Genomic DNA, 12,286 nt, shown 5'->3' with positions numbered 1-12,286 from the left:
GCCTCGCTTCTGCCGAAAGCTTGTTTATAGCATTGCCGGCGAGTCCAACAGGAGGAAACGGATGTTTCGTAAAGGCTTCGGTCTCGCCAGTTTAGGCAGCGCCTGCTTCGCGGTGATGACGGTTTCGGGCGTCGGTACGGCAAGCGCCAGTGTCCTCGTGCCACATCGGGCGGTCTACGATCTCGAACTCAAAGACGCTTCCGACCGCTCGGGTATCTCCGGCATGTACGGCCGCATGGTCTACGAGTTCAACGGATCGGCCTGCGAGGGGTATACGGTCAGCTTCCGTTTCGTGACGCAGGTGAATACCGGCGAAGAAACGCGCATGACCGACCAGCAGACGACCACCTATGAGGATCTGAAGTCGGGCAACTTCCGCTTTCTGACCCGCTCCTTCACCGACGAAAAGCTCGACAAGGAGGTGCGCGGCACGGCCCATGACGACAAGACCGGCGTCAAGGTCGAGCTGACCGCGCCGGACAAGCGCGAGGTCGAGCTGGCTGCAAGCCGGTTTCCGACCCAGCACATGGTCGAAGTCATCGATCGTGCCAAGAAGGGCGAGAGCTTTTTCGAGGCACGGATCTTCGATGGTTCCGATTCGGGCGACAAGACGCTGATCACCTCGACCTTCGTCGGCAAGTCGCGTAAACCGGCGCCCGATGAGCCGGATGCAGGCAAGGCCGGCAAGCTCGGCGCCGAGAATTATTGGCCGGTCACCATTTCCTATTTCAACGACGACAACAGCAGCGACGCGCTGCCGATCTACCGCATGTCGTTCAAACTCTACGAAAACGGCATCACCCGCGACCTGACGATGGATTACGGCGACTTCGTGCTGAGCGGCAAGCTTGCCGACCTCGAAGTCTTCAAATCGGAGGAATGCAAGTAGTCGATATGACAAAAACAGACTTCAAGTCTTGATTTGTCGGGCAGTAGCCGCTAAGGGGCTGCCCATTCCACACGTGAGGCATGGGATGTTCCGGGAGAAATCCGGATCGTTCCGCCGGTGGGCTTTTCGAAAGATGAGCTCGACGTCTCGCGGAGGTTCAACCGGAAAAGGAGAAAAGGCATGGCATTGCCTGATTTTAGCATGCGCCAGCTGCTTGAAGCTGGTGTTCACTTCGGCCACCAGACGCATCGCTGGAACCCGAAGATGAAGCCCTACATCTTCGGCGATCGTAACAACGTTCACATCATCGACCTCGCACAGACGGTTCCGATGCTGTCGCGCGCCCTGCAGATCGTAAGCGACACCGTCGCCAACGGCGGCCGCGTTCTGTTCGTCGGCACCAAGCGCCAGGCTTCGGAAATCATTGCTGACGCCGCCAAGCGTTCGGCCCAGTACTACGTCAATGCTCGCTGGCTCGGCGGCATGATGACCAACTGGAAGACGATTTCGAACTCGATCCAGCGCCTGCGCAAGCTCGACGAAATCCTCGCTTCGGAAGCTTCGGGCTTCACGAAGAAGGAGCGCCTGAACCTCGAGCGCGAACGCGAAAAGCTCAACCGCGCTCTCGGCGGTATCCGCGACATGGGCGGCACGCCGGACCTGATGTTCATCATCGACACCAACAAGGAATCGATTGCAATCGACGAAGCCAAGCGTCTTGGCATCCCGGTTGTTGCCGTTATCGACTCCAACTGCGATCCGGACCAGATCGACTACCCGATCCCGGGCAATGACGACGCCTCGCGTGCGATCGCTCTTTACTGCGATCTCATCGCTCGTGCAGCCATCGACGGCATTGCCCGTCAGCAGGGCGCATCGGGCCGCGATCTCGGCGCATCGGCTGAAGCTATGATCGAGCCGGCGCTCGACGAAGCCTCCGAAGCCTGATCGGAAGGCGCGGCGGGCATGAACCGCCGCACCAATCTAATGTCGGGGCGAGGCCGTTTGTGATGAAAAGTCTGAACGGCCTTGTTCTTTTCAGCGAGGGATGAAGCGGCTTGGGCCGGCGATCCGCGCCCCGGATATCATCGCGGTGGGCGCGTTCATCACGGTGTCACATACGCAAGCCATTCCCCTGCCACACCTCCTGGTGCCGCGCCACTTGCGGGCAGCGCGCCAGCCAAACAGACAAAGAGGCAAAAAGATGAGTGTAACTGCAGCAATGGTGAAGGAACTGCGCGAAAAGACCGGCGCAGGCATGATGGATTGCAAGAAGGCGCTCGCCGAAACCAACGGCGACATGGAAGCTGCGATCGACTGGCTGCGTGCCAAGGGCATCGCCAAGGCCGACAAGAAGTCGGGCCGCACGGCTGCTGAAGGCCTCATCGGTATTGTCAGCGGCGGCGTCAAGGCCGTTGTCGTCGAAGTCAACTCGGAGACCGACTTCGTTGCCCGCAACGAAGCCTTCCAGGAACTCGTTCGTGGCGTTGCCAACGTCGCGCTCGGCACCGACGGTTCTGTCGAAGCCATTGCCAATGCCAACTACCCGGCAACCGGCAAGTCGGTCGACGAGACGATCAAGGACGCGATTGCCACGATCGGCGAGAACATGACGCTTCGCCGCGCAGCCTTGCTCAAGGTCGAAGATGGCGTCGTTGCCACCTACATCCACAACGCTGCCGGCGACGGCATCGGCAAGCTCGGCGTTCTCGTTGCGCTGAAGTCGGTTGGCGACAAGGAAGTTCTGTTCTCGGTCGGTCGTCAGGTCGCCATGCACATTGCTGCCACCAACCCGCTGGCAATCCGCGCCGACGAAGTCGACGCCGCTGTCGCCGAGCGCGAGCGCAACGTGTTCATCGAACAGTCGCGCGCTTCGGGCAAGCCGGACAACATCATCGAAAAGATGGTCGAAGGCCGTATGCGCAAGTTCTTCGAAGAAGTCGCCCTGCTGTCGCAGGCCTTCGTCATGAACCCGGAAATCACCGTCGGTCAGGCCGTCAAGGACGCTGAAAAGCTCGCTGGCGCACCGATCGAAGTGACCGGCATGGCGCGCCTTCTGCTCGGCGAAGGCGTCGAGAAGGAAGAATCGGACTTCGCAGCCGAAGTTGCGGCTGTCGCCAAGGGCTGATTTCTTCACCCTTGTTTGGAAAACCTTGGGGCATCGCGTGACAACGCGGTGCCCTTCGTGTATCCGGCTTCGTCAATGCGCCGGACCCGCCGGAAAAAGCTCCGCAGCGGTTGAAACCGGGTAGCGCAATATGTCCTTATACGCAGCGCGCCGTTTTGTGCGCCCGCGTACCGATCTGTTCAGGAGCGATGATGTCGGCCGAGCCAATCTACAAGCGTGTTCTACTCAAAGCCTCCGGTGAAGCCCTGATGGGAAGCCAGGGCTTCGGTATCGATGTGGCGGTTGCCGACCGCATTGCCGCCGACATTGCCGAAGCACGCGCCATGGGCGTCGAAGTGGGCGTCGTCGTTGGCGGCGGCAACATCTTCCGCGGCGTGGCCGTTGCCTCCAAGGGCGGCGACCGGGTAACTGGCGACCATATGGGCATGCTGGCGACCGTCATCAACGCGCTGGCGCTGGCGACGTCTCTGCGCAAGCTCGACATCGACACGGTGGTGCTCTCGGCAATCGCAATGCCGGAAATCTGCGAGAGCTTCTCGCAGCGCGCAACGCTTTATCATCTGTCGCTCGGACGCGTTGTGATCTTTGCAGGCGGCACGGGCAATCCGTTCTTCACGACCGATTCTGCCGCTGCCTTGCGCGCCGCCGAAATGGGCGCACAGGCGATCTTCAAGGGCACGCAGGTCGACGGCATTTATTCCGCTGATCCGAAGAAGGATCCGACGGCCACACGCTTCGACCGCCTGACCCACAGCGCAGTCCTGGAAAAGGGCCTCGCGGTCATGGACGTGGCAGCGGTGGCGCTCGCACGCGAGAACGCCATTCCGATCGTCGTCTTCTCGATCCACGAGAAGGGTGGCTTCGCTGAAATATTGACGGGTGGCGGCCGCGCCACCATCGTTACCGACAATTAAGAGCTGCAAGACGGCTATCGGCCGATGAAAGACAGAACGGGAGTTTCCAGCCATGAGTGAAGGTGTAGACCTGAAGGAACTGAAGCGTCGCATGGACGGCGCTATCTCCGCATTCAAGAGCGATATCGCGTCGCTGCGCACCGGCCGCGCGTCGGCGAATGTTCTCGATCCGGTAACCGTTGAAGCCTACGGCTCGCGTGTTCCGCTCAATCAGGTGGCAAACATCACCGTGCCGGAACCGCGCATGCTGTCCGTTTCGGTATGGGACAAGCAGATGGTCGGCGCTGTCGACCGTGGCATCCGCGAATCGAACCTCGGCCTGAACCCGATCATCGACGGCCAGAACCTGCGCATCCCGCTGCCTGAACTCAACGAGGAGCGCCGCAAGTCGCTGGTCAAGGTGGCGCACGACTATGCCGAGAAGGCCAAGGTCGCGGTCCGCCATGTTCGGCGCGATGGTATGGACGACCTGAAAAAAGCCGAAAAGGATGGCGACATCGGACAGGATATTAGCCGTGCTCAGTCTGAGCGGGTGCAAAAGATGACCGATGAAACGATTTCCGATATCGACCGCTTGCTCGTCGATAAGGAAAAGGAAATCATGCAGGTCTGATCTGCTCTTGATCTGAGTCTCCTTTCGCGGACGCCTTATGCAAAATCTCATCCCGATCACCGTTCCGGAACACGTTGCCATCATCATGGATGGCAACGGGCGCTGGGCGAATGCGCGCGGTCTGCCGCGCACGATGGGACACCGCAAGGGTGTTGAAGCGGTTCGTGACGCGGTGAAGACGGCGGCTGAAGCGGGGATCCGTTACCTCACGCTGTTTGCCTTCTCGTCCGAAAACTGGAACAGGCCGCAGGCCGAAGTGACGGATCTGATGGGCTTGCTCAAGGCCTTCATTCGTCGCGACCTTGCCGACCTGCACCGCGAGAACGTTCGCATCCGCGTCATCGGGGAGCGATCGAACCTGCGCGGCGACATCCTGCCCCTGCTGATCGAGGCTGAGGAGACGACGAGCGGGAATACCGGCATTACGCTGGTGATCGCCTTCAACTATGGTGCGCGTGACGAGATGACGCGCGCCATGCGCCGCCTGGCAACTGAAGTTGCCGAAGGCCGTCTGCGGCCAGAGGACATAACGCCTGAGCGCATCGCCGCTTCGCTCGATACGGCCGGCATTCCCGATCCGGATCTCATTATTCGCACCAGCGGCGAAGAACGGCTTTCAAACTTTCTTCTTTGGCAGGGAGCCTATTCCGAACTGCTGTTCGTTCCGGAGCTTTGGCCAGACTTCACGCGTGAGACGTTTCTGTCTGCGCTCGAGAAATTCGCCTGCCGCGAGCGTCGCTTCGGCGGTCTGGCGCAGTCGACGTTAGCGGTTGGTTCGTAAATGCAAACAGAACTCAAGCTTCGCATCGCCTCGGGAGTGGTGCTCGCGGCGGTCGCACTCGGTGCGACCTGGTTCGGCGGCTTGGCCTTCCAGCTTCTTTCGGTCCTGATCGCACTGCTCGTTTACTACGAGTGGTCGACGATTACCGGGCTGCCGGAGCGCGATTTTCAAGGCAATGCCTTCGGTTGGCTGTCGCTGGCGATAATCGCCGCTCTCATTCTTCTCGGATATATCGGCTACAGTCTGCCGGCCTTGCTCATTGCTGTCGTTATCGCAGTGCTTTGGGTATCGCTCAAGAAAGGCAGCTGGTGGTTGCCCGGCGGCATCGTCTACGCAGGATTGACCGGCATCTCGCTGGCGGCCCTGCGCGGGGTTGACCAACCCGGCCTGATCGCGACCTTGTTCGTCTTCGCCGTCGTTTGGGGAACCGATATTCTTGCCTATTTCGTCGGTCGGGCGATCGGAGGCCCCAAGCTCGCGCCGCGCATTTCGCCCGGCAAGACCTGGTCGGGCGCCATTGGCGGGACGATTTCCGGCGTTGTGGCCGGCATTGCCGTTTTTATGGCATATTTTCCGCTGCAAGATCTGCGTGTCCCGGCTGTGGCGCTGGTTCTCTCCGTCGCGAGCCAGATCGGAGACCTCTTCGAATCCTTCATAAAGCGCCGATTCGGCGTCAAGGATTCGAGCCATCTCATTCCTGGGCATGGCGGGGTCATGGATCGGGTCGACGGATTGGTCTTTGCCTGCATCGCTACGCTGGTCCTGGTGCTGATACAGTATGTCCTCAGCGATGGGCGTCAGATCGCCTTTGGTTCGGTCTTGCTCGGCCTGTGATGCTGGTGGCAGGCTTAAGGAAAGTTCATGACATATCTGCTTGTTGGCCTGCAATTCGTGACCGGCTACATCGTACCCTTCCTGTTGGTGCTGACCCTTTTGGTCTTCGTGCATGAAATGGGACACTACCTCGTCGGCCGGTGGTCGGGCATTCGTATCCTGGCTTTTTCGGTCGGCTTCGGGCCGGAACTGCTCGGGTGGACCGATAAACACGGCACGAGGTGGAAGTTCTGTGCAATACCGCTGGGCGGCTACGTCAAGTTCTATGGCGACGAGGATGCGGCCAGTACGCCCGATTACAAGCGGCTGGAGGCGATCTCGCCTGAGGAACGGTCACGAACCTTCCTGGGCGCCAAGCTGTGGAAGCGTGCCGCGACCGTTGCGGCCGGTCCGATCGCCAACTTCATCCTTGCCATCGCCATTTTTGCCGTTCTCTTCGCCGTTTATGGGCGTTCGGTTGCGGACCCGGTCGTTGCCCAGGTGAAAGAGAACAGTGCTGCCGCCAAGGCAGGCATTCTTCCGCGCGATAGGTTGATCGCCATCGACGGAACGCCGGTCGCGACCTTCGACGACGTTCGCCGCTATGTCAGCGTGCGACCTGAACTGGAAATCAAGATCCGGATCCAGCGGGACGGTTCATTCCTGGATCTTCCGATGGTGCCTGAGCGAACCGAGATATCGGACCAGTTCGGCAACAAGATGGAGGTCGGAATCATCGGTATCGTCACCGATCAGGATGCGGGCAATTTCCGACTGGTGACTTACGGTCCGATCGAAGCCATAGGGCAGGGGGCGCTTCAGAGCTGGCACATTGTCACCGGCACGTTCGACTATCTGGCGAACCTCGTTACGGGACGTATGAAGGCGGATCAGCTTGGTGGTCCGATCCGTGTCGCTCAGGCCTCGGGCCAAATGGCGACACTGGGTGTGGCTGCCGTGCTGCAGCTTGCAGCCGTCCTGTCAGTTTCCATAGGATTGCTTAACCTCATGCCGGTTCCGGTGCTTGATGGCGGCCACCTGATGTTCTATGCGGTTGAGGCCTTGCGCGGAAAGCCGGTTGGAGCTGCTGCGCAGGACGTCGCTTATCGGATCGGCTTTGCCATGGTGCTGATGCTCATGGTTTTTGCGACCTGGAACGACATTTCGATGTTCTTCGGCTAGCGTTCGGCCGGCGAGCATCTGAGGCGGACGACGACCGATACTGTGAACGATTGGATTTCAATGGCTTGTCCAGCAAGGATTTGTTTACGATAACTCGAATCTGTAGTGGCCGTTAAGCCACGGTTCGAATTGAAGTAAACAGAAATTAACGAGCTGACTTGCTTGTATGGGAAAAGCGGGTAAAACGGCAACCGTGACCGGAGTCGGCACGAAATTGCCGCGCGACGTTGGGAAAAGGTAAGATTTGAACATGAAAGCTGGTTCAAGGTTTTTGAACGCGGTGTCGGCGTTTGCGCTGTCCACGAGTATGGTGGTTTCTGGCGCTGGTGTTGGATTGCTCGCAGGCGCTTCCGTCGCAGAGGCCGCGACCATTAGTCGTGTTGAAGTCCGCGGAGCCACGCGCGTCAGCGCTGAAACGGTTCGTGCGAACATCACGATTGTCCCTGGCAAGAGCTTCAGCAACGCCGATATCGATGCTTCCGTGAAGCGCCTTTACGCGACAGGCTATTTCTCCGATGTCAGCATCAATGTCGCTGGCGGCACGCTTGTCGTCACCGTCAGCGAGAACCAACTGGTCAACCAGGTCGTCTTCAACGGCAACCGCAAGATCAAGGACGACAAGCTTCAGCTCGCCGTCCGCACGCAGCCGCTCGGACCCTACAGCCAGGCGACGGTCGAAACGGATATCCAGTCGATCAAGGACGCCTATGCTGCGATCGGTCGCAGTGATGTCACTGTGACGACCCAGGTCGTCCCGATCGCTGAAGGTCGCGTCAATCTTGCTTTCGTCATCAACGAAGGCGAGCGCACCAAGATTGCGCAGATCAATTTTGTCGGCAACGAAGCCTATAGCGATGGTCGTCTGCAATCCATCATTGCGACGAAGGAATCAGGTATCTTCTCGTTCCTGACCCGCAAGGACGTCTACAACCCGGACAAGCTGCGCGCTGACGAAGAGTTGCTGCGTCAGTTCTACTACAACCGCGGTTATGCCGACTTCCAGGTCGTTTCGTCCGAGTCTTCTCTTAATGAGGCGACCAACGAATACACCGTGACGATCACCGTTGAAGAAGGTCCGCGCTACGACTTTGGTGCAGTGACTGTCGAATCGACGGTTGAAGGTGTGGATGCCGAATCGCTGAAGGGCGTCGTGCTTAGCCGCGAAGGCTCGGTCTACAAGGCCAGGGACATTCAGGAAACGATGAGCGAGATCTCGAGGCGCGTCGCTTCGGCTGGCTACCCGTTTGCCCGCGTGACGCCGCGCGGTAACCGCGACCTCAGCAATCATACGATTGCCGTCGACTATCTCGTCGATCAGGGCGAGCGCGCCTACGTCGAGCGTATCGAAATTCGCGGCAACACCCGAACTCGCGACTACGTCATTCGCCGCGAGTTCGATATGGGTGAAGGCGATGCCTTCAATCAGGAAATGGTTGCGCGCGCCAAGCGTCGCCTTGAGGCTCTCGGTTACTTCTCGACCGTCAATATCTCGACGGCACCTGGCAGTGCGGCAGACCGCGTCGTGGTTATCGTTGACGTACAGGATCAGTCGACCGGTTCGTTCGGTATCGGTGCCGGCTACTCCGCTGGCAGCGGTGGCGGCTTCCTCGTCGAAGCCTCGATCGAGGAAAAGAACTTCCTGGGTCGCGGTCAGTACATTCGCGTCGCGGCAGGTCGCGGCGAAGAGAGTCGGACCTACAACGTTTCGTTCACCGAGCCGTATTTCCTTGGCTATCGTCTGGCTGCCGGCTTCGACGTCTTCAAGAACGAAAACGACTTCGACGACGAAGACTACAGCTATGAAGACCAGGGTTTCAGCCTGCGCATAGCGGCGCCGATCACAGAGAACCTGTCGACCACGCTGCGGTATAACTTCACGACGTTTGACTATAGCGGTAATATTGCAGATCTGTCTTCGCCTTACGTCCGAGCGGTTGAAGGCGGAAACTGGGTCCGTTCGTCGGTATCGCAATCGATCACTTACAACACGCTCGATGATGCGCAACTGCCGCACGATGGCATTCTGGCGACGTTTACGCAGGAGTTCGCCGGCCTCGGTGGCGACTCTGATTTCTACAAGATCACCGGTAAGGCCAAGTGGTATTACACGGTGAACGATGAGGCGGATATTATTGCTTCGCTTGCCGGCGGTGCGGGTCATATCTTCGAGACCGGTAGCGATCTTCAGGTCTTTGACCAGTTCCAACTGGGCAGCAACGATATTCGTGGCTTCGAGCGCAACGGGGTCGGCCCGCGTGATCAGGCAACAGGCGATGCGCTTGGTGGCACCACCTATTTCACGGCGTCGGCCGAAGCAACGTTTCCGCTGCCTGGCATCCCGCGTGACAGCGGCTTCCGCGGCGCAATCTTCGCCGATGCAGGTACGCTCTACAGCAATAAGGTCGCTACGCTGCCCAGTGAAACGGTACTGGGTAACGACTCCTCGCTGCGTGCATCGGTCGGTCTCGGCCTGATCTGGGCGTCGCCGTTCGGTCCGCTGCGTGTCGACTACGCTTGGCCGATCGCGAAGGAAGATTTCGACCGGGTTCAGAATCTGAAGTTCGGTATTTCCTCGTCGTTCTGATAAAGAAGCAGTCCAGAACTGCCAAAAGTAGATCGTTCTGGAGTGTCCATGGAACAGAATTGGTTTTTTCCGCCCCATCAAGGGATTCGTCTGGGTGACCTGGCGAACCAAATTGGGGCGGATCTGACGGATGGCGCGGTGGCAGATCGCGCTATCCACTCGGTAGCACCTGTCAATCGGGCAAAGCCCGGTGACGTCTGTTACATGCTTTCGCGCAAGTACCGTGCTGAGCTGGAAAGCTGCCAGGCTTCCGCGATTATCTGCGACAAGACGATCGCCCCACTCGTACCGTCTCACATTCCCGTTCTCTTGACTGCGCGGCCGCATACGGCCTTCGCGCTGGCAGGTACACTCTTGCACGAGGCTGCCATGCGCCCGGCGCGCAATACCAGCCTTGCCGGTGTGTCGCCGGCCGCCTTCGTTGACCCGACGGCACGCCTTGAAGAGGGCGTGGAGATCGAGCCGATGGCAGTCGTTGGGGCCGGCGCCGAAATTGGTAGCGGAACGAGAATTGCCGCAGGTGTCGTCATAGGGCCGGGCGTTCGCATTGGCCGAGACTGCACGATCGCGGCGGGCGCAAGCGTTCTCTGCGCTCTTGTCGGCAACAGTGTCATCATTCACCCAGGTGCCCGGATCGGCCAGGATGGGTTCGGCTACGCGCCGGGCCCCAAGGGTGGAATGATCAAGATCGTTCAGGTCGGACGTGTGATCATTCAGGATCATGTCGAGATCGGCGCGAACACGACGATCGATCGTGGCACCATGGACGACACCGTCATCGGCGAAGGCACGAAGATCGACAACCTTGTACAGATCGGCCACAACGTCCGCATCGGCCGTTATTGCGGCATCGTCAGTCAGGTCGGCATCGCCGGCAGCACCAGGATTGGTGACGGCGTGATGATCGGCGGCGGTAGCGGCGTCAACGGCCACATCACTGTGGGTGACGGCGTTCAGATCGCTGCCATGAGCGGCGTTGCAAGCGACGTCCCTGCGGGCGAACGCTATGGCGGTATTCCAGCGCGCCCCATGCGCGATTTCCTGCGCGATGTCGCCGAAATGGCCTTGCGCGCAAGTGACAGACAGAAAAAGAAGGATGGCACGAATGAGTGAGGCGGCAACGGTTCTGGGTACGGCTGATATTCAGGAGATCCTGAAGCTTCTTCCGCATCGTTATCCCTTCCTGCTCGTCGACCGGATCATCGAGATCGACGGCGACAATTCGGCGATCGGCATCAAGAACGTCTCGGCAAATGAGCCGCACTTTACCGGCCATTTTCCGGAGAAGCCGATCATGCCGGGCGTCCTGCTGATCGAGGGCATGGCGCAGACGGCGGGCGCGATCTGCGCGCGCAAGACTGCTTCGGGTACCAACCTCGTCTACTTCATGACCATCGACAATGCGCGCTTCCGCAAGCCGGTTGTTCCGGGTGATCGTGTTGAGTTTCATGTCGTGAAGCAGAAACAGCGCGGCAATATCTGGAAGTTTCATTGTGACGCAAAAGTTGACGGGCAACTTGTCGCGGAAGCTGATATCGGCGCGATGATAGTCAGCACGGAAGACGCTTAAACATGATTGCATCAACAGCGAAGATCCACCCGTCCTCGATCATCGAAGATGGCGCGGTCATCGGTGAGAACGTCAAAATCGGCCCGTTTTGCTACATCGGGCCGAAAGTCGTTCTCGGAGACGACATGGAACTGATGAGCCACGTCGTTGTCGCCGGCCGCACGACGGTCGGCAAGGGCACCAAGATTTTCCCGAATGCCGTCATTGGCGGAGATTCGCAAAGCGTGCATCACAGCACTGTCGACACCATTTTGCAGATCGGCGACAACTGCACGATCCGCGAAGGTGTCACGATGAATGCGGGAACCGTCGAATATGGCGGTGCGACGATCGTCGGCAATAACAATCTGTTCCTCGCCTATTCGCATGTGGCGCATGATTGCCGCCTCGGCAGCAACATCATCATGTCGAACAACGTGTTGTTGGCCGGCCATGTGACGATCGAGGACCGCGCTATCCTTGGCGGCGGCTGTGCCGTGCACCAATTCACGCGCATCGGTCGTCAGGCGTTCATCGGCGGCCTCTCCGCCGTAAGCTACGACGTCATTCCCTATGGCATGCTCAACGGCAATCCCGGTGTCCTGAGCGGGCTGAACGTTGTGGGCATGACCCGGGCGGGCATTGAGCGTGCAACGATCCACGTGGTTCGCCGCGCCTACAAGCAGATCTTCGAGGGCCCAGAATCAGTTCGCGCCAATGCCGCCGCCATTCGCGCTGATTATGCCGACTGTGCGCCTGTTGTCGAAATCCTCGATTTCATCGCAGCCGAAAGCGACAGGGCACTGTCTTCACCAAGTCGCGGCAAGGCCTGA

General features: G+C 59.3%; 12 protein-coding genes. All 12 read left to right on the top strand.

Annotation, left to right across the window (positions count from 1 at the left end; genetic code table 11):
* The first annotated feature begins 61 nt into the window (after positions 1 to 61).
* Entirely contained in the window at positions 62 to 889 is an 828-nt protein-coding gene (locus ASD02_RS08900) for a cell envelope integrity EipB family protein (protein ID WP_025426817.1), read from the top strand.
* Positions 890 to 1,069: 180 nt separating this feature from the next.
* On the top strand, positions 1,070 to 1,837 hold the full coding sequence (gene rpsB / locus ASD02_RS08895) for a 30S ribosomal protein S2 (RefSeq protein ID WP_038576045.1): 768 nt from the start codon (positions 1,070 to 1,072) through the stop codon (positions 1,835 to 1,837).
* A gap of 256 nt (positions 1,838 to 2,093) precedes the next feature.
* Complete coding sequence (gene tsf, locus ASD02_RS08890; protein ID WP_025426819.1) at positions 2,094 to 3,017, top strand: translation elongation factor Ts; 924 nt, start codon at positions 2,094 to 2,096, stop codon at positions 3,015 to 3,017.
* Positions 3,018 to 3,208: 191 nt separating this feature from the next.
* Complete coding sequence (gene pyrH, locus ASD02_RS08885) at positions 3,209 to 3,931, top strand: UMP kinase (protein WP_025426820.1); 723 nt, start codon at positions 3,209 to 3,211, stop codon at positions 3,929 to 3,931.
* A gap of 52 nt (positions 3,932 to 3,983) precedes the next feature.
* On the top strand, positions 3,984 to 4,544 hold the full coding sequence (gene frr / locus ASD02_RS08880) for a ribosome recycling factor (RefSeq protein ID WP_025426821.1): 561 nt from the start codon (positions 3,984 to 3,986) through the stop codon (positions 4,542 to 4,544).
* Positions 4,545 to 4,581: 37 nt separating this feature from the next.
* Positions 4,582 to 5,325: an isoprenyl transferase gene (locus ASD02_RS08875; protein ID WP_057220541.1), complete on the top strand. Its 744-nt coding sequence runs from the start codon at positions 4,582 to 4,584 to the stop codon at positions 5,323 to 5,325.
* Positions 5,326 to 6,159 carry a phosphatidate cytidylyltransferase gene (locus ASD02_RS08870; protein WP_025426823.1) on the top strand — a complete coding sequence of 278 codons (834 nt, stop codon included), beginning with the start codon at positions 5,326 to 5,328 and terminating at the stop codon, positions 6,157 to 6,159.
* 27 nt (positions 6,160 to 6,186) lie between these two features.
* Entirely contained in the window at positions 6,187 to 7,320 is a 1,134-nt protein-coding gene (rseP, locus tag ASD02_RS08865; protein WP_025426824.1) for an RIP metalloprotease RseP, read from the top strand.
* A 250-nt stretch (positions 7,321 to 7,570) separates the two neighbouring features.
* Positions 7,571 to 9,904, top strand: coding sequence for an outer membrane protein assembly factor BamA (gene bamA, locus ASD02_RS08860; RefSeq protein ID WP_025426825.1), 2,334 nt, complete (start codon positions 7,571 to 7,573; stop codon positions 9,902 to 9,904).
* A 48-nt stretch (positions 9,905 to 9,952) separates the two neighbouring features.
* Positions 9,953 to 11,017, top strand: a complete 1,065-nt coding sequence (gene lpxD / locus ASD02_RS08855; protein ID WP_025426826.1) for a UDP-3-O-(3-hydroxymyristoyl)glucosamine N-acyltransferase — start codon at positions 9,953 to 9,955, stop codon at positions 11,015 to 11,017.
* On the top strand, positions 11,010 to 11,474 hold the full coding sequence (gene fabZ / locus ASD02_RS08850) for a 3-hydroxyacyl-ACP dehydratase FabZ (RefSeq protein WP_025426827.1): 465 nt from the start codon (positions 11,010 to 11,012) through the stop codon (positions 11,472 to 11,474). The genes lpxD and fabZ overlap by 8 nt, the downstream gene beginning before the upstream one ends.
* Before the next feature lie 2 nt (positions 11,475 to 11,476).
* A complete protein-coding gene (lpxA, locus tag ASD02_RS08845) occupies positions 11,477 to 12,286 on the top strand; it encodes an acyl-ACP--UDP-N-acetylglucosamine O-acyltransferase (protein ID WP_025426828.1) in 810 nt (269 codons plus the stop codon).

The sequence above is a fragment of the Ensifer sp. Root1252 genome, assembly GCF_001425885.1.
In the GTDB taxonomy this organism is placed as follows: Bacteria; Pseudomonadota; Alphaproteobacteria; order Rhizobiales; family Rhizobiaceae; genus Ensifer; species Ensifer canadensis.
This window is presented reverse-complemented; position numbering and strand designations above follow the sequence as displayed.

Bases quoted from the DNA above. Each gene is read 5' to 3' on its own strand.
- ASD02_RS08900 (WP_025426817.1), top strand. From the start codon at position 62: ATGTTTCGTAAAGGCTTCGGTCTCGCCAGTTTAGGCAGCGCCTGCTTC.
- rpsB (WP_038576045.1), top strand. From the start codon at position 1,070: ATGGCATTGCCTGATTTTAGCATGCGCCAGCTGCTTGAAGCTGGTGTT.
- tsf (WP_025426819.1), top strand. From the start codon at position 2,094: ATGAGTGTAACTGCAGCAATGGTGAAGGAACTGCGCGAAAAGACCGGC.
- pyrH (WP_025426820.1), top strand. From the start codon at position 3,209: ATGTCGGCCGAGCCAATCTACAAGCGTGTTCTACTCAAAGCCTCCGGT.
- frr (WP_025426821.1), top strand. From the start codon at position 3,984: ATGAGTGAAGGTGTAGACCTGAAGGAACTGAAGCGTCGCATGGACGGC.
- ASD02_RS08875 (WP_057220541.1), top strand. From the start codon at position 4,582: ATGCAAAATCTCATCCCGATCACCGTTCCGGAACACGTTGCCATCATC.
- ASD02_RS08870 (WP_025426823.1), top strand. From the start codon at position 5,326: ATGCAAACAGAACTCAAGCTTCGCATCGCCTCGGGAGTGGTGCTCGCG.
- rseP (WP_025426824.1), top strand. From the start codon at position 6,187: ATGACATATCTGCTTGTTGGCCTGCAATTCGTGACCGGCTACATCGTA.
- bamA (WP_025426825.1), top strand. From the start codon at position 7,571: ATGAAAGCTGGTTCAAGGTTTTTGAACGCGGTGTCGGCGTTTGCGCTG.
- lpxD (WP_025426826.1), top strand. From the start codon at position 9,953: ATGGAACAGAATTGGTTTTTTCCGCCCCATCAAGGGATTCGTCTGGGT.
- fabZ (WP_025426827.1), top strand. From the start codon at position 11,010: ATGAGTGAGGCGGCAACGGTTCTGGGTACGGCTGATATTCAGGAGATC.
- lpxA (WP_025426828.1), top strand. From the start codon at position 11,477: ATGATTGCATCAACAGCGAAGATCCACCCGTCCTCGATCATCGAAGAT.